This window comes from Microcoleus anatoxicus (assembly GCF_042465725.1).
In the GTDB taxonomy this organism is placed as follows: domain Bacteria; phylum Cyanobacteriota; class Cyanobacteriia; order Cyanobacteriales; family Microcoleaceae; genus Microcoleus; species Microcoleus anatoxicus.
Map to the genome: position 1 here is coordinate 625,597 of NZ_CP120853.1, position 17,955 is coordinate 643,551.

General features: G+C 46.7%; 15 protein-coding genes. 6 read left to right on the plus strand and 9 right to left on the minus strand.

What is annotated here, in order from left to right:
• Positions 1-67: 67 nt before the first annotated feature.
• On the plus strand, positions 68-3,001 hold the full coding sequence (locus P2A85_RS02720) for an ATP-dependent Clp protease ATP-binding subunit (RefSeq protein ID WP_377477369.1): 2,934 nt from the start codon (positions 68-70) through the stop codon (positions 2,999-3,001).
• A gap of 367 nt (positions 3,002-3,368) precedes the next feature.
• Here P2A85_RS02720 and argF read toward each other — a convergent pair whose 3' ends face one another.
• Positions 3,369-4,289: an ornithine carbamoyltransferase gene (argF, locus tag P2A85_RS02725; protein ID WP_377477371.1), complete on the minus strand. Its 921-nt coding sequence runs from the start codon at positions 4,287-4,289 to the stop codon at positions 3,369-3,371.
• An 89-nt stretch (positions 4,290-4,378) separates the two neighbouring features.
• Positions 4,379-5,392: a tRNA dihydrouridine synthase DusB gene (dusB, locus tag P2A85_RS02730; RefSeq protein ID WP_340521295.1), complete on the minus strand. Its 1,014-nt coding sequence runs from the start codon at positions 5,390-5,392 to the stop codon at positions 4,379-4,381.
• A 233-nt stretch (positions 5,393-5,625) separates the two neighbouring features.
• On the opposite strand from dusB, the gene P2A85_RS02735 reads away from it, so the two are divergent.
• Positions 5,626-7,218, plus strand: a complete 1,593-nt coding sequence (locus P2A85_RS02735; RefSeq protein ID WP_377477372.1) for a glucose-6-phosphate isomerase — start codon at positions 5,626-5,628, stop codon at positions 7,216-7,218.
• A gap of 78 nt (positions 7,219-7,296) precedes the next feature.
• The gene (locus P2A85_RS02740) at positions 7,297-8,007 is read left to right on the plus strand and encodes a response regulator transcription factor (protein WP_377477373.1); all 711 of its coding nucleotides are present in this window, start codon (positions 7,297-7,299) and stop codon (positions 8,005-8,007) included.
• 117 nt (positions 8,008-8,124) lie between these two features.
• Here P2A85_RS02740 and P2A85_RS02745 read toward each other — a convergent pair whose 3' ends face one another.
• The 4 genes from P2A85_RS02745 to murC all read right to left on the minus strand — a co-directional run bounded on the left by P2A85_RS02745 (position 8,125) and on the right by murC (position 12,025).
• Positions 8,125-8,607 (minus strand): low molecular weight protein-tyrosine-phosphatase, encoded by a 483-nt coding sequence (locus P2A85_RS02745; protein ID WP_377477375.1) that lies wholly within the window; start codon positions 8,605-8,607, stop codon positions 8,125-8,127.
• Between the two features lie 171 nt (positions 8,608-8,778).
• Positions 8,779-9,126, minus strand: coding sequence for a YbaB/EbfC family nucleoid-associated protein (locus P2A85_RS02750; RefSeq protein WP_377477376.1), 348 nt, complete (start codon positions 9,124-9,126; stop codon positions 8,779-8,781).
• Between the two features lie 237 nt (positions 9,127-9,363).
• Complete coding sequence (gene murB / locus P2A85_RS02755; protein WP_377477378.1) at positions 9,364-10,320, minus strand: UDP-N-acetylmuramate dehydrogenase; 957 nt, start codon at positions 10,318-10,320, stop codon at positions 9,364-9,366.
• 148 nt (positions 10,321-10,468) lie between these two features.
• Positions 10,469-12,025: a UDP-N-acetylmuramate--L-alanine ligase gene (gene murC, locus P2A85_RS02760; protein ID WP_377477379.1), complete on the minus strand. Its 1,557-nt coding sequence runs from the start codon at positions 12,023-12,025 to the stop codon at positions 10,469-10,471.
• Positions 12,026-12,408: 383 nt separating this feature from the next.
• Between murC and nadD the strand changes: the two genes are divergently transcribed.
• The 3 genes from nadD to P2A85_RS02775 all read left to right on the plus strand — a co-directional run bounded on the left by nadD (position 12,409) and on the right by P2A85_RS02775 (position 15,829).
• Positions 12,409-13,074, plus strand: coding sequence for a nicotinate (nicotinamide) nucleotide adenylyltransferase (nadD, locus tag P2A85_RS02765; RefSeq protein WP_377477380.1), 666 nt, complete (start codon positions 12,409-12,411; stop codon positions 13,072-13,074).
• Between the two features lie 150 nt (positions 13,075-13,224).
• Positions 13,225-14,244, plus strand: a complete 1,020-nt coding sequence (locus P2A85_RS02770) for a type I glyceraldehyde-3-phosphate dehydrogenase (protein WP_377477382.1) — start codon at positions 13,225-13,227, stop codon at positions 14,242-14,244.
• Positions 14,245-14,872: 628 nt separating this feature from the next.
• The gene (locus P2A85_RS02775; protein ID WP_377477383.1) at positions 14,873-15,829 is read left to right on the plus strand and encodes a GDP-mannose 4,6-dehydratase; all 957 of its coding nucleotides are present in this window, start codon (positions 14,873-14,875) and stop codon (positions 15,827-15,829) included.
• A 72-nt stretch (positions 15,830-15,901) separates the two neighbouring features.
• On the opposite strand, the gene P2A85_RS02780 is transcribed toward P2A85_RS02775, so the two are convergent.
• The 3 genes from P2A85_RS02780 to P2A85_RS02790 all read right to left on the minus strand — a co-directional run bounded on the left by P2A85_RS02780 (position 15,902) and on the right by P2A85_RS02790 (position 17,941).
• Complete coding sequence (locus P2A85_RS02780) at positions 15,902-17,254, minus strand: serine hydrolase (protein ID WP_377477384.1); 1,353 nt, start codon at positions 17,252-17,254, stop codon at positions 15,902-15,904.
• A 137-nt stretch (positions 17,255-17,391) separates the two neighbouring features.
• Positions 17,392-17,739, minus strand: a complete 348-nt coding sequence (locus P2A85_RS02785; protein WP_377477385.1) for a hypothetical protein — start codon at positions 17,737-17,739, stop codon at positions 17,392-17,394.
• A gap of 31 nt (positions 17,740-17,770) precedes the next feature.
• Entirely contained in the window at positions 17,771-17,941 is a 171-nt protein-coding gene (locus P2A85_RS02790) for a hypothetical protein (protein WP_340518960.1), read from the minus strand.
• Positions 17,942-17,955: the final 14 nt, after the last annotated feature.

Consider the following 17,955-nt stretch of genomic DNA (forward strand, 5'->3'; position numbering starts at 1 on the left):
TAATATTTTCAAAAGAAGAAGAAGCTATTTATAATAGTAAAAATCCCTGTGATTGCGAGGAACAAAAGTGCAGCCAACAGACCCTAGCAAATTTACCGATGAAGCCTGGGAATCCATTGTCAAATCCCAGGATGTAGCGCGCCGTTTTGCCAATCAGCAGCTAGAGGTTGAACATTTAGCGATCGCCATTCTAGAACAGCTTGGTTTAGCAAACACGATTCTCAGCCTGGCCGGAATAGATGTCACCCGCTTTGGGCAACAGTTAGAAGCCTTTGCCAAACGACAGCCGAGAGTTGCCAACGCTGAACAACTCTACCTCGGTCGTGGCTTAGATGTGATGTTAGATGTTGCCGAGGCCACCAGAGTGACTTGGCAAGATAATTTTATCGCCATTGAACATTTATTAATTGGCTTAATAGAAGATGAACGAGTTGGTAGGCGTTTGCTGACTAGGGGCGATGGGCCACCGGGACGCCCTGGTTACGATCGCAGACCGGCATCCGGTACGATCGATCGCCCAAAACTCGAAGAAGCCATCAAATCTGTCCGCGCTACTGCAAAAGTCCCAGAAAAAAATTCCGAAACCAACAAATCCAGCCTCCGCAACCCTAAAACTCCCGATCGAGATGGGGAAGCTAACTCCGACGCCCTGAGTAAATACGGCCGCGATTTAACCGAAGCTGCAAAAGCAGGCAAACTTGACCCCGTAATCGGCCGCGATGAAGAAATTCGGCGGGTAGTCCAAGTTCTTTCCCGCCGCCAAAAAAACAATCCGGTGTTAATTGGCGATCCCGGAGTCGGCAAAACAGCGATCGCCGAAGGTTTGGCCCAGCGCATTGTTAACGGCGACGTCCCCGAATCTTTGAAAAATCGCCAACTATTTAGCCTTGACATGGGCAGTTTAATTGCTGGGGCAAAATTCCGGGGCGAATTTGAAGAACGACTGCGATCTGTCCTGCGAGAAGTCATCGATTCCGACGGGCAAATAGTCCTATTTATTGACGAATTGCACACCGTTGTCGGTACTGGCGGCGGCGGTAGTTCCGGTTCCGGAATGGATGCGGGCAATTTGTTGAAACCCATGTTAGCCCGCGGCGAATTGCGCTGTATCGGCGCTACAACTCTCGACGAATTCCGCAAGCATATCGAAAAAGACCCGGCTTTGGAACGCCGTTTTCAACAAGTATTTGTCGGCGAGCCCAGCGTTGAAGATACTATTTCGATTTTGCGCGGATTGAAAGACCGTTACGAACGCCACCACGGGGTAAAAATCACTGATTCGGCCTTGGTGGCTGCTGCAACTTTGTCTTTTCGCTATATTTCCGATCGCTTTTTGCCCGATAAGGCGATCGACCTGGTAGATGAAGCCGCCGCCCACTTGAAAATGGAAATTACTTCTAAACCTGTGGAATTGGAGGCGATCGACCGCCGCGTGATGCAGTTGGAAATGGAAAAATTGTCCATCGAAGGTGAGGGAAAAGGTACTCAAGCCTTGGGAATTGGCCCCCGCATCGAACGCATCAAAACTGAGATTGACATTTTGAAAGTCAAACAGGAAAAATTGTCTTCTCAGTGGTCTGGCGAAAAACAGTTGTTGGATGCCATCAATAAATTGAAAGCAGAAGAAGACCAATTTCGAGTGCAAATAGAACAGGCAGAAAGGGCTTACGATTTGAATAAAGCAGCCCAGTTAAAGTACGGCAAATTAGAAACTGCGGTGCGCGATCGGGAAGCCAAAGAAGCCGAACTTTTGAAACAACAATCTCAAGGTTCTTCCCTACTGCGCGAAAAAGTTACTGAGGGTGATATTGCCGAAATTGTTGCCAAATGGACTGGGATTCCTGTCAACAGGTTGCTGGAATCGGAACGCCAAAAATTGCTGCAATTGGAGAAGCATTTGCACCACCGGGTAATCGGTCAACAGGAGGCTGTGACAGCCGTTGCTGCGGCAATTCGGCGAGCTCGTGCGGGCATGAAAGACCCCGGAAGGCCGATCGGCTCTTTCTTGTTCATGGGCCCGACAGGTGTCGGCAAAACTGAGTTGGCGCGGGCTTTGGCGGAGTTTTTATTTGATAGCGATGACGCGATCGTCCGCATTGATATGTCCGAATATATGGAGAAGCAAAACGTTTCTCGGTTAGTAGGAGCTCCCCCCGGATATGTCGGTTACGATGAAGGGGGACAACTTTCCGAAGCAGTCCGGAGACATCCTTATTCGGTGGTGTTATTTGATGAAGTGGAAAAGGCACACCCGGATGTATTTAACATTTTGCTACAAGTGTTGGATGATGGCAGAATCACAGATTCTCAAGGTCGATTGGTTGACTTTAGAAATACCGTGATTGTGATGACTAGCAATATCGGTAGCGACCACATTTTAGAAGTGTTTTCTAAGAAGGAAAAAACACCTAAAAAAACTACTGTTCGCAAGCAGGAAGTCCCTGAATTTTCCAGTCAAAAGACCAACTATAAAGTTGATGATGATGGTACGGTTGAAATTTCGGCTTCGCGAGTTTCTGATGTTGTGAATCCTCCCATTTCTCAGGAACCTGAAACTTTACCTATTTCTGAACGGGAGACTGATGAAGAGTACGAACAAATGTTAAAACGGGTGATGAATGCGTTGCGATCGCACTTCCGGCCGGAATTTCTAAATCGGGTGGATGAGACAATTTTGTTCCACACTTTGAGCAAAACTGAACTCCGACAAATTGTCACTATTCAAGTCAAGCGAATTGAACGGTTGTTGGCGGAACAAAAGATTACCTTGGAACTGTCAGATGCTGCGAAAAACCATATCACAGATGTTGGTTACGACCCCGTTTATGGTGCTCGTCCCTTGAAACGGGCTATTCAGCGGGAGTTGGAAAACCCACTGGCTAATAAGATTCTGGAAAATGCCTTTGTGGAGGGTGATACAATTGCGATCGATTGTGAAAATAATACTTTGAAATTTCGCAAAATAGAGTCTCGTCCCGCCTTAGTTGGTAACAGTTTGTAGCTTGGTTAGGAACAGGCTTTGGGAGCATCCCGATTTTGCATAGGCTATAGCATGACCGCAGACAATTTATTAGTGATAACCAGAGATTTACAGCGGTCATGCTATAGCCCAATACGAATATATTTGCCAAACACAGATGCACCCCAGGCTTTTGGGCTTTTTCCACAAATTATCCTTAGTTTGTGTAGATGTGGTTTCAAGCCCCTAGGGCGTGTTTTCTTGCCTGATCCATCAGATCCTGATCCCCCTCGCATCCCCCTTAAGAAGGGGGACGAAAGAGCTTCTTTCTCCCCCCTTTTTAAGGGGGGTTGGGGGGGATCTCCGGGGAGAGAAAACACGCCCTAGTCTTCTGTTCTTTTCTCTATTTCTAATCGCTTTCGAGAATCGCGGCCAGCAAAGCTTGCTGAGCGTGCATCCGATTTTCCGCCTGATCCCAAACCCGCGATTGACTCCCTTCAATTACCCCATCCGTAATCTCTTCATCTCGGTGCGCCGGCAAACAGTGCAATACAATCCCATTCGGATCTGCTAACTCCACCAACTCTTCATTTACCTGATAAGGCTCAAACAAAGGAATCCTGCTTGTCGCTTCCTCTTCCTGTCCCATACTTGCCCAAACATCAGTATAAATTACTTGAGCTTCCTTAGCAGCAGCTTTGGCATCAGTAGTCACTGTAACTTCTGTTTTTCCCTTCGCAATCGCCTTTGCCTTTTCCACAATCTCAGGATTTGGCATAAAATCTTGAGGACAAGCAATTCTCACATTCATCCCCATCATTGCACAGCCCAACATCAGCGAATTCGCCATATTATTGCCATCGCCAAAATAAGCCAAAGTCACCCCTTCCCACTTCCCAAAACACTCTTTTACTGTCATTAAATCCGCCAATACTTGACAGGGGTGTTCGTCATCAGTCAGCGCATTAATTACAGGTATTTTTGCATAATTAGCAAAAGTTACTAAATCCTTTTGGTCGAAAGTCCTAATCGCTAAAACGTCCAAATATCTGTCTAATACTCTGGCTGTATCCACCAAAGGTTCCCCACGGCTGACTTGAGTAACATTAGGATTGAGGTCAATAACTTGACCTCCCAATTTATACATTGCCACCGTAAAACTCACCCGTGTTCGCGTTGAAGCTTTAGAAAATAACAAGCCGAGAACTTTATTTCGTTTCAGCTTCACCATTCCCGATTTCAGGCTCGCACCTAGGTCTAACAAATAAGTTAATTCGTCAATACTTAAATCTGCTAGACTTAATAAATCTCGCCCTTTTAATGAGTCCATATTTACCCCCACACAAGTTTTCAACTATACATTAAATCTGCGCCCGCAGAGCCGAGCTTTGTTTTTGTTCCCACTAGCTTCCCCTGATTTCAACTTGCGGGTAATTGCTCGATCGCGCGATCGATCGAATCGCAACCTTGTTCCACCGTTTCTACTACCGCCAACAAGCCCCGCAATTCCGCAGCACCAGGGAAGCCCTTAGCATACCAGGTTAAGTGCTTGCGCGCTTGACACACACCACTGTCACCCTTATATTCCCACAAAGCCCGCAAATGTTCCTTAGCACATTCGAGCCGTTCAATTGGTGTCGGAGTTATCTTTTCCACACCAGTTTTGATGAAATAATCCACCTCTCCCACCAAGAAAGGATAGCCCAAAGTTCCCCGCGAACACATCACTCCATCCGCCCCTGTTTCTTCCAGACAGCGTATCGCCGCCTCAACAGAAAAGATGTCTCCGTTGGCGATCACAGGAATCGATAAAACTTCCTTAACACGACGAATCCATTCCCATTTTGCCTGGCCGTTGTAACCTTGCGATCGAGTCCGACCATGGACGGTAATCATTTTTGCACCCGCATCTTCCATCCGTTTGGCAAAATCCAAAATATTAATTTCTTTGTCCGTCCAACCAATGCGAGTTTTGACAGTCACAGGAACATCTACAGCTTGCACAACTGCCCGCACAATTGCCTCAGCAGTCTCTGGATCTCGTAGTAAGGAAGAACCGCCACCATTTTTAGTAATTTTGTTAACCGGACAGCCCATATTAATATCAACTGTATCCGCCCCTTCTGCCACTGCCTTCTGTGCCGCTTCTGCCAAAAAATCTGGGCGACAGTCAAATAATTGAATGCTAATCGGGCGTTCATTCGGGTCAACTTCCATAATTCTCGGCAGTTGCTTGACGTAGTGCAAACCCGTAGCATTCACCATTTCGGTATACATCATTGAATCCGGTGCGTAGCGGCGCACCAAGCGGCGAAATACTAAATCTGTAACACCCGACAACGGCGATTGCAACACGCGACTGTTTACTTCAAAATCGCCGATTTTCAGAGGAGTTGCTAATCTTTTTTGTAATTCTGGAGAGAGAGTAAGCATAGTCGATCGGTTCTGAGATAGTAATTGAATTCTAATATCTGTATATTGTACAACATTAAGTATTTATACTTTAAAAATTAAAAAACGAATACAAGGCCCACAAGAAATTCACTATTTGTGGAACAGGTAGTTCAGTCTGTGATGGAAACAGGTACAAGATGTGAGTTTTGAACTACAATTGGTGGATTCGCGATGATGCCGATCGAACATTAAAAAAATTGTAGAGAATTCCTATGGATGCCACAGCACTCTGGCAACGCTATCAAGACTGGCTTTACTATCACTCTGGATTGGGACTTTACCTCGATATCAGTCGCATGAGCTTCGACGACGCTTTCGTCACTACAATGAAACCCAAATTTGACAAAGCTTTCAAAGACATGACAGCTTTAGAAGCAGGGGCGATCGCCAATCCCGACGAACACCGCATGGTAGGCCACTACTGGCTCCGCAACCCCGATATCGCCCCCACCCCAGAACTCAAACAAGAAATAGTCCAGACGCTACAACAAATAGAAACATTTGTCAAGAAAGTTCAAAGCCGCGACATCAAGCCACCCTTCGCTCCCCAATTTACCGATATCATCTCCATCGGCATCGGTGGTTCCGCCCTCGGCCCCCAATTTGTCTCCGAAGCTTTATCCCCAGACATTCCGCCCCTAGCCATACATTTTATCGACAACACTGACCCGGCAGGAATCGATCGCATCCTCAACCAAATCAAAGACAAACTCGTCAGCACCCTAGTAATTACCATCTCCAAATCCGGCGGCACCCCCGAACCCCGCAACGGCATGATCGAAGTGCAAAAAGCCTTCGCCGCCCAAAAACTCGACTTTGCCAAACAAGCCATAGCCATCACCGGAGTAGACAGCCAACTAGACAAATTAGCCAAATCCGAAGGCTGGATTACCACCTTCCCCATGGCAGATTGGGTAGGAGGAAGAACTTCCGAACTCTCCGCAGTCGGACTTTTGCCAGCAGCTCTGCAAGGCATTGACATCTCGGTAATGCTCGACGGTGCTAAAGTCATGGACGAAGCCACCAGAAACACCGAAATTAAACACAATCCCGCCGCCCTTTTAGCCCTCAGTTGGTATTTTGCCTGCAACGGACGTGGCGAAAAAGATATGGTAGTTCTCCCCTACAAAGATTCACTCCTATTGTTCAGTCGCTATTTGCAGCAATTAGTTATGGAATCTATAGGAAAAGAGAAAGATTTAGACGGCAACACCGTGTATCAAGGCATAGCAGTCTACGGCAACAAAGGCACAACAGACCAACACGCTTACGTCCAACAATTGCGAGAAGGTGTCCCGAATTTCTTCCTCACATTTATTGAAGTTTTGCAAGACAGGGAAGGCATTTCTCCAGAAGTAGAAACCGGCGTGACATCGGGAGATTATTTGTCCGGCTTGTTCCAAGGAACTCGACAAGCTTTGTCGGAAAATCAACGAGATTCGATTACTGTCACCATTCCTCAAGTAAATCCTCGCACAGTAGGAGCATTAATCGCTCTCTACGAAAGAGCCGTAGGTTTTTACGGTTCCTTGGTGAATGTCAACGCCTATCACCAACCAGGTGTCGAAGCAGGCAAAAAAGCCGCCGCTGCTGTATTAGACTTGCAAAAACAGGTACTGGAAGTTCTCAAACAGTCGTCCACTCCTCTGTCTGTCACAGAAATAGCCAAAAAAGCAGGAAAGCCAGAGCAAATTGAGACAATTTACAAAATTGTGCGCCATTTGGCTGCCAACGGTCGAGGTGTTGTTTTGGAAGGTAATTTTGGGCAACCTGCTACTTTGACTACAAGCTATAAAGGAAGTTAAACAGTAAAATTAAAAATTAAAAGTGAAATTACTCATTTTTAATTTTTAATGCTCACTGTTTAATTTTTAAGTTCCCCCATGCCATTGACAATTCTGGTTGCTGATGATGATTTTGCGACTCGCTTGTCGATTAACGATTACCTGGAAATTTTGGGTTATTCGGTCATCCCTGCTGAAAACGGCAAAGAAGCTCTCGGCTTAGTAGAGAAATTTCAGCCACATTTGATTGTTACCGACATTACAATGCCTGAAATGGACGGCTACGAGTTCGTGCGACGAGTGCGGACTCGTCCAGCCTTCCGCTTGCTACCGGTGATTTTTTTGACGGAACGGACGAGCTCTCAGGAGCGAATTCGGGGCTATCAAATGGGCTGCGACAATTATCTGGCCAAGCCTTTTGAACTCAATGAGTTGGGAGTGGTAATTCGTTCTTTGTTGGATAGATACGTTCTCATTGCCCAAGCGTTACCTTCCCAGAGAGAAACTGTGACCACAGAGCAGCGCCACCAATTCAAGGGGACGGGAGAATTAGATTTTTTGACTCAAAATTCAGAAAGGGGCGATCGCCCTTATTTTACCCAAAATTCACCGAATTTGACCCAAAGAGAGCAACAAGTGCTGAATTTACTCACAGAAGGTCTGTCTAATATTCAAATAGGCCTTGAGCTCCACCTCAGTCCCCGAACTGTGGAAAAGCACGTCAGCAGCTTGTTCAGAAAAACCGAAAGCAACAATCGTGCAGAACTCGTTCGTTTTGCGATGGAACACCATTTAGTGGGGAATTGGTAATTGGTAATTGGGAATTGGGAATTGGTAATTGGGAATTGGTAATTGGGAATTCCTCACCAATAACAAATAACCCTTCGACTTCGCTGGCTGGCGACGGCAATAACTAATAACTAATAACTATTGACTGCTGACTTCTGACTTCTTCAAATACTCCAACAAGCCCTCGCAAGCATCCAGCAACAAATCAATTACGCGATCGAATCCCTCAGACCCGCCGTAGTAAGGATCTGGCACTTCTTTAAGGTCGTATTTTTGGCAAAAATCGCACATCAACCGCACTTTTTCTTTATATTTTCCAGCGCTATCTAGAGCAAGAATATTTCGATAATTCTCCCGATCCATTGCCAGAATTAAATCAAAATTCTCAAAATCTTTCCTTTGAAATTGGCGTGCAGCACCTAACAATTCAATGTCCCGCTTCCTCGCCGCCACAGCCATCCTACTGTCAGGAGGACTGCCAATATGATAGCCTGCGGTTCCAGCAGAATCGCAAGTAATGCGATCGCCCAAACCCGCTTGTTGAATCAAATGATTCATAATATTTTCTGCAGAAGGCGATCGGCAGATATTTCCTAAGCACACAAATAATAATTTAGTCATTAGTCAGCAATCAGTAGTCATTAGTCAGTGGTTATTAGTTATTGGTTATTGGTTATTGGTGGATTCGCGATTCCCCATTCCCGATTCCCCATTCGCGATTCCCCATTCCCCATGAACCAGTTAGTAGTCAGTAGTCATTAGTCAAAAGACTACTGACTACTGACTAATCACTTAGAAACCGGGGAGATTCAGTCCACCAGTCAGTTCTTCCATTTTTTCCCGCATCGTCATGGTTGACTTAGTGTAGGCATCCAGCATCGCCACCGTGACGAGTTCAGAAACCACATCCGCACCTTCACCAAGCGCATCGGGGGAGATTTCCACCCGACGGGGTTCTTGGTTCCCGCTGAGAAAAACTTTAACCAGGCCACCGCCGGCAGTTCCCTCAATTTCCATTTGATCCAACTCTTCCTGAAGCTTCTTAGCTCCTTCTTGAACCTGCTGAGCTTTCTTGAAAGCTTCAGTTAGTTCTTTCATTTTGCCCAGGCCGAAGCCAAATCCTTTTCCAGGTTGTGTCATAACTACTCAGCGATGCTCAATTAAAAACAGTGTGCCGTTGGTTGATTACTTGTTGGCACTGCTATACAAATACTAGACAAGTCTAGACATTTGCTTCTTGCTTCGTTGAGGCGACTTGCTGACACAGAATTTCTCCAGCATCAGTAGAGATCGTCCTCTCCACAAGCGTTGAGGGTTTCCACCCAAGTTTCGATCTGCCCGACCGTACGTAATCCCGAATTTAAGATCGTGCCCGCTTTATAACGGAAACTCTCCCAGTATTCTAACTTCTGGCTCCAACAATAGCGACCACCGATCCTGGACTTGCTCTTGAACGTGGCGGATCACTTGAAAAATATCATTAGCCGTTGCCGACCCACAGTTAAGAATAAAATTAGCATGGCGTTGAGCTACTTGAGCCCCGCCAATTTGATATCCCTTCAGTCCAGTTTGCTCAATTAACCAGCCTGCCGCCTTCGGACTGGGGTTGCGGAAAACAGAACCGCAGCTAGGCAAGTGGTAAGGTTGACTCGTCCGTCGCTGGCTGAAATTATTGTTAGTTTCTGCCATTACAGCCGATCGATCGAATCCCGGCTGTAACTGAAAAGTGGCTTCTGTTACGAGTCGATCGCCCCCTTGCAGCACCGAAGTCCGATAACGGTAGCCCAACTCTTGGGGAGTCAGAATTTCTACCTTACCACTTGGTGATAGGACGCGAGCATTCACCAAAATATCCGCAGTACAGCCCCTGTGTGCCCCGGCATTCATCACCACAGCACCTCCCACAGTCCCCGGTATACCCACAGACCATTCCAGACCTTTCCAGCCCCGTTTAGCAGCCAACCAAGCGAGACGGGGAATAGATTCCCCAGCCCCAGCAGTTACTTGACCTGTTTCTGGATTAAAACTCACCTGTTTCAAGTATCGAGTACCGACGACCAAACCGGACAAACCCCGATCGCTCACCAACAGATTAGAACCGGCACCCAGTAGAGTCACAGCCAACCCCTCAGAGTCAGCCCAGGCAAAACTGGCTTGCAAAGCTTCTATACTGCGGGGAGCAACGTACCATTCTGCTGGCCCACCGACTCGGAAGGAAGTCATGCTGGCCAAAGACACTTGAGAGTTAATCTTGCAGTCAGTTCCCCCCAAAGAAATAGGAGAATAAACTCGCCGATAGCCCTTAACAGAGGAGTCATTCGAGATAGTCACCATTTTGAAATTCCTTAAAATACCTTCGAGCAAAGAATTGGTTGAGAGTGTATTTATTGATTTTGGTCAGTAGGAAACGAACTACTAGGCACACAGAAGTTTCGGTACTATCTGCACCGCCATGAAAGTCCTTCGATCCCACGGGAGCTAGCTAATGCGGGCGATCGGCTGCTTGATAAAAAGCCATCACCTCTGGAATAATCTGATTGAGATTTCCAGCACCCAAAAATAGAGCCAAATCCCCCGGTTGCAAACTTTCGGTTAAAAACTTACTTACTGATTCCAAGGAAGCCTGAAACTCCACCTGTTGCCCTTCTTTAGCAATTAAATCAGCCACCATTTGCCCACTAATTTGTCCTAAATTGGGTTCCCCAGCACTATAAATCTCGCAAGTAACCACCAAGTCAGCATCAGTAAAAGATTGGGCAAATTCTGGCAAAAAAGTCAGAGTCCGGCTGTAACGGTGAGGTTGAAAAATGGCAACCACTCTTCCCGATTTAGGATTTTCTGCGCTACCTTCTATACGCAACCTAGCAGCAGCCAAGGTGACACGAATTTCGCTAGGATGGTGAGCGTAGTCATCCACAAACAGGATGTCATTGTGAAAACCCCGCACTTCAAAACGGCGGCGCGCCCCTTCAAAGCCAGCCATGGCAGAAGCTATGGCCACAAAATCCAACCCCAACAATCGACCCACTGCTACCGCAGCTAGTGCATTGCTGAGATTGTGTTTGCCTAGCAGTTTCAACTCCATTTCCCCCAGGAGAACTCCTCGTTCCCAAATCCGAGCCCTGGTACTGTCGGCACCGTACAGGACATCATCCGCCGTGTAGTCAGCACCGCTATCTGGCTGCAAGCTGTAGGTAATATTTGGTTGGAGGCAGTCTTTGACAATTTGGTCATCAATGCAGCCCACCAAAGTTTGGCAGTTTTGGGAAAACACCTTAAATGTGTCTATTACCTGGTCGAGGCTATCGTAATGGTCTGGATGATCCAGTTCCACATTTGTCACCACGCCAATTTTTGCTACCAACTTGACAAGGGAACCATCAGATTCATCAGCCTCCGCCACTAAGTAGGGGCCATCCCCCAACCGAGCATTCCCTTCCCAAGCATTTACCTCGCCTCCCACCACGATTGTTGGGTCTAGACCCGCAGCCATCAGCATGAAACCGATTAAGCTGCTAGTGGTAGTTTTACCGTGAGTACCTGCTACGGCGACGCTTTGGTAATCTTGAATCAAGGCGGCCAAAACATCCGATCGATGAAAAATCGGACAGCCCAAATCTAAAGCAGCTCTATATTCGGCATTTCCCTGGTGAATTGCCGTCGAACATACTACTTGGGGCAGTCCCAGTACCGACCTAGCTCTTTGGTCACTGCCATTGCATTGGAGAGCTTCGGCTGTCGCCACAGAAGCCCCTACCCAACTTTCCCCCACGGAGGATACGGCTTTGTCTGGGGGCTGACCTGCTGCACGATGGTCAACGGTCGGCTTTTGAAATAGTTCAAAATTGCTAGCGTCTTGACCCCAAAAAATATGAGCTCCCATTCCTTGCAAGCGCTGAGTTATGTGGCTCGATTTAATATCCGAACCGTACACAGGCAAGTTACGTTTCGCTAGAATATAGGCAAGGGCTGACATTCCAATTCCACCAATGCCGATGAAATGAAATGGTTTACCACTGAAATCAACTGAACTCGGCATTTTCGCTCCTCACGCACCACACCACGCCAATCACACGCGATATGATATCAAGAATTGTTTTTTCAGGATACATTTCGCTATATATTTTTGTACAAAATTCTCTGCTAGTCCCTCGATTTTGGGATTGGTAGAGATACTTTTCTTGTATCCTATATGACTTGGTACCGAGTAGATTTCCGGAACAGTCATATCTCTTAATTTGCAATGGGGGGAGGATGGGCTTTGGGGGTCTGGGGCAACAGACGGATTTTGGGCGCGCACATTCCTGTATAATTTTTCCCCATCCTCTTGCTGTGCTGGGATACCGCAGCAATGGCCCGGCGATATTTTGACGCCCGATGTGGGGTGAAACCCACAAAGATTTACCAAGACTACCACTTTGTATGAAAAAAGTAGCGATTTTGGGGGGGACTTTCGATCCGGTGCATTGGGGGCATTTGTCGATGGCTAACAGAGCCGTCTGTCAATTTGGTCTCGATCGCGTAGTCTGGTCGGTCGATCGCACTCCTGGTCACAAGCTGCACAGTGTTTTGGCAACTTTTGAACAAAGACGGGAAATGGTAGCTCTGGCGACAGCACAGCGACCGGATTTTGGACTTTTACCCCTAGATACCAATCCCTCTGCGGCGGGTGCGATCGACTCTTTACTGTATTTGCAAAATTTGTATCCAGAGGCTCAGCTCTACTGGATTATTGGTGCTGATGCTTTCCAAACTTTACCCAAATGGCCGCGGTGTGGGGAAATTGCGGGGTTGTGTGAGTGGTTGGTGGCGGGACGCCGGACAGGGGGATGGGAGGAGTTGCAGAGGGAAGTGTCGATGGATGCTGCCGAGGACCAGATGCTGGAGACGAATACAGTTTGTGCTGTGGTAGCCCAAAAAATGAGTCTGAGGGGAGTGCAGCTCCGCTGGCAGGTTTTGGCTATGCCGGAGATCGAAGTTTCTTCCACAGCTATCCGTCGTTACTGTCGTCAAGGTCGAGCGATCGGGCATTTAGTCCCAGAGGCCGTAAGGACTTATATTGTTAACCATCAGCTTTACCAGAGCTGAGGCTATAACTGGATTTAACTGATTGTTCATTATAGACAAAAAGTTAGAAAGGATCTGCCTTTGCGGTATGATCTTGTTTCATAGTCAATTCTTAAATTTTTCCAAAATTTTACCCTAAATTAGGGGCTGCCATCGTTAGGAGGTACTAAGGTGATTCGAGTCGCGATCAATGGTTTTGGGCGTATTGGGCGCAGTTTTGCGCGCTGCTGGCTGGGCAGAGAAAACAGCGAACTAGAGTTGGTAGCTATTAATGACACTTCCGATCCCAGAAGTAATGCTCACTTGTTGAGATACGACTCCATGATGGGAACGTTGAAGGGTGTGGACATCAGTGCCGATGAAAATTCCATTACCCTCAACGGCAAGACAGTTAAATGCGTGAGCGATCGCAATCCCCTAAACTTGCCTTGGAAAGAGTGGGGTGTCGATCTCATTATTGAATCAACAGGCGTGTTTGTAGACCAAGCTGGAGCCTCAAAGCATATCACCGCCGGCGCTAAAAAAGTGCTGATCACCGCTCCTGGCAAAGGGCCAGAAGTGGGAACCTACGTGATGGGAGTCAACCACCATAACTACAAGCACAGTGACTACACAGTCATCAGCAATGCTAGCTGTACCACCAACTGTCTAGCTCCAGTGTTGAAAGTCCTCCACGAACATTTTGGCATCGTCAAGGGCATGATGACCACTACCCACAGCTACACAGGCGACCAACGCTTGCTGGATGCTAGCCACCGCGACTTGCGGCGGGCACGGGCTGCTGCGATGAATATTGTGCCGACATCTACCGGTGCAGCTCAAGCTGTGGCTTTGGTGATTCCAGAATTGAAAGGCAAACTAAATGGGATTGCCATGCGCGTACCCACTCCCAATGTGTCCGTAGTTGATTTCGTCGCTCAGGTAGAGAAAAAGACCTTCACCGAGCAAGTAAATCAAGTATTCAAGGAAGCAGCCGAAGGCTCCATGAAAGGAATTTTGGAGTACAACGATTTACCTTTAGTTTCTTGCGACTATCGAGGCAGTGATGCTTCTTCCATTCTAGATTCCAGCTTGACCCTAGTGATGGATGGCGACATGGTAAAGGTTTTGGCTTGGTACGACAATGAATGGGGCTACAGTCAGCGAGTTGTTGACTTGGCTGAATTAGTCGCCCAACGTTGGGAAGCTTAAATCCCCTAAATCCCCGACTTCTTTCCGGCAGTCCGGCAGGGGTTTGAACCCCTGCCTCAAAGAAGACAGTCCTCTTAAGAGGACTCATTAGTCCTGATGATATAGAGGAGACGGCAGTGCCTATTAGTGTCAACTTAAGCCTGAAACCATGAGAAATCTCGCTTTTACCTCAGTCCAGAGCCCCCTAAATCCCCCGGATAGTCGGGGGACGAAAGAGAATATTTCTTGTCCCCCCCTTCCACCAGGGGGGTTAGGGGGGATCTAGACTTTTATACAAACAAGAGATACTCAAGGTTCAACCTTAAATTGACACTAATGGGCTCTTGGAGTGTCCCTACAATTAATCTGGCGTAGGAATACGGCACTGCCCATAGGTGTCAACTTAACGCCAAACCCCTTCAGAGACTACTGTTTGACGATAGAGGCCAGATCCCCCCTAGCCCCCCTTAATAAGGGGGGACAAGAGTCTTCTCAAAGTCACCCCGTACTCCCCTTCTTAAGGGGGATTTATACCAAATCCTCTCTTCACCGTCCTGTATTAAACTCTCTCTTCTCTTCCTTCGCGTCATAAGCGCCTTCGCGGTTAAATCATTCCGATACAACCGGAATTGATATTAGGCTCTAAATTATGAAAAAAGCGCTAATTTGTGGTGTATCCGGTCAGGATGGAGCTTATTTAGCGAAACTGCTTTTGGATAAAGGTTATGAAGTCTGTGGCACATCGAGAGATGCCCAAATGTCTAGTTTCGGAAACCTAGCCCGTTTGGGAATCCGAGACCAAGTAAAACGAGAATCCATGTCTCTCAACGATTTTCGCAGCGTGTTGCAGGTACTGGCGAAAATTCAGCCAGACGAAGTGTACAATTTAGCCGGTCAAAGTTCCGTAGGTCTATCCTTTGAACAACCTGTCGAAACCCTCGAAAGTATTGCCACAGGCACATTGAATCTATTAGAAGCAATTAGATTTACAGGCGGCAAAATTAAACTTTATAATGCCAGTTCCAGTGAATGTTTTGGAGATACCGGAGGGAGTCCGGGAGATGAAAATACGCCCTTTCGTCCCAGAAGCCCTTACGCGGTGGCAAAAGCAGCAGCATTTTGGGAAGTAGCAAATTATCGAGAAGCTTACAATTTGTTTGCCTGTTCCGGTATTCTGTTCAATCACGAGTCGCCACTGCGGCCGGAGAGATTTGTCACACAAAAAATTGTATCAGTCGTGTGCAGAATTGCTGCGGGGAGTTCGGAAAAACTGCATTTAGGTAATATTTCTGTGCATCGAGATTGGGGTTGGGCTCCGGAATATGTGGAGGCGATGTATTTGATGTTGCAGCAGGATGCACCGGAGGATTATGTAATAGCTACCGGTGCTAGTTTTGCTCTGGAAGAGTTTGTGCAGACGGCTTTTGTTTGTGCGGGTTTGGATTGGCGGGAGCATTTGGTAACGGATGCGAGTCTCTACAGACCGACGGAGATTGCGCTTGGTTCGGCAAATCCGGCGAAGGCGAAGGCAAAGTTGGGCTGGGAGGCGAAGTATCAGATGCACGATGTGGTGCGGATGATGGTGGAAGCGAGGCGGATTGTTTGAGCCAGATTAGTCCTATGATGGGCTTTCAAATTCTGTAAACCTCCCATCGACTCTATATGTGAAAATCAGGCTTTAACGATCCCGTACTTGCGCGGATGGTTGGTCTAAGTAATTGTAAACAATACGCGAAATTCGGCGCACAAAGTCTCTGACAATGGGGTCATTATAAGGACGTTTGACAAAAATTGCCGCCAAATAACGCTTTCCATTCGGCATATCAATAATTCCAGCATCGCCAACTACAAAGCCGATATCTCCGGTTTTGTCAGCAATTACTGCTCCCGCCCCTAAACCCGAAGGAAGCAGGGTTCTAGTTGTGGTATGCCGCAATAATTCTAAAGCCTGTTCTCGGCTAGATTCCGAAACTAATTTATCGCGAGATAGCATTGATAGCAGTTGTACCATATCTACAGAACTGGTTGTATTTGTGCCTTGAAAATCTCCCAACCAATTGCGAATTATTGTATCAGTTAATCCCCAACTGCGAAAACGTTCGTTGAGTTTAGCAATTCCCCCCAAACGTTCAATAATCATGTTGGTGGCTGTATTGTCGCTGATGGTAATCATTTTATCTACGGTTTCTCTGATGCTAAACTTAGTGCCATCTGGTTCGTCTTGCATAGTTCCAGAGCCACTGGCCACTAAGTCTGACTTCATAACTAATGTTTCATTCAAGCTAATTTTGCCAGCGTCTACATCTTGATAAAAGGCAATCAGGATTGGTAATTTGATGGTACTGGCGGCGGGAAATACCCGATCGCCCTTGATATCCAAATAGTTTCCTGTATCTAAATCCAGAAAAAACATTCCCGCACTCAGGGATTTATACTGTTCGATCGCCTTTTCAATTTCCGGCTCGATCGCTGTCATTTCCGAACCGATTTGCATCGCCAAATCACCGGAATATTTTCTAGGATTCGTCCCATTAAAATTGGGTGATATTTGAGCTTGTTTTTGTTCAAACCTGGTAATATCTTCGGATTCAAAAGATTCATTGCCTGCTAATTGCTCTGGCTGGGGCAACTGAAATGACCACCGATTTGCCGATTCTTTGATAACTCGTACTTGTTGCGGGTCTAACTTATAACCGGGATTTAATTGAATCACTAATCGGGTGGTTTCTGGGTCAAATTGCCCGATTCTTATTTCTTTAATTGCTGAATTATAGCTTTGAGGAGTTTCGGGATATTCGAGGACAATTCCTGGCAGATCGATGACTAAACGGGTGGGATTAGCAATTAATTTAACTGAGGGCTGAACGCTGGTATCTGTGGTTAAATTAAGTTGATTTTGATTGGCATCAAAGTGCCAAGATGTCAAGGTATCTGCTTGGGCAGGGAGGGCGATCGCCCAAGCACTAATTAACGTAGCCAAAAGCCATTGTAGTTTTAAAGTCATGGGTGGAGAGAAAGAGGGAATTGGCATCCACTCGAAAGCGATGGGAACACTGTTCTGAACCGCTGTCGTGGCGAGTCGTATGATATCATACAGTCAACTCTTGCCCTCTGCCGTATATTTTATTATTTTATTTTAGAATAATCAGTGGACTCAGTTGATATCATCTAGATAAACTCAAGTTGGGCGATCGCCTGATTTCTCGCATTCTCTATGGCATCAATCATCGCTTTCACAAACACTTTTCCTTGAGCTGCAAATCGTCGATCGCTCAAAGGGTCATAAGCTTGCCAATCTCCGCTAACTTCAGTATCCTGCCACAGAAACCAGTCGCGGTAAATTTCACCGCTATCAATATCATCGCACAGAGCCAGCCAATCATCTCCCGTCAGAACATTAGCATCTAATGCTACCAATTCGATCCATGCTAGTGCTATGCAGGCATGGATCGCATCAGCATCAACTAAGTCACATTTTGTAGTGGTTGGTAGCGGAGATTCCAGGGTAGACTTCATGATTTATACCTAATTTAATCAATGAATGTTACTATTTATTAAACTGACTAAATGCTACGGGAAAAGTTTCTGTCTGATTAATCTCTGAACCCTCAAACTTGGCAGCGGCTGATGCTTCAGTTAAGTTGTTCAGGGTGTTAATGGTGAATATGGCTGCGGTTGCTAAAGCGGCCATTGCCAGTCTGTGTAAAACATTGTTCATTGTCCTGCCCCTTT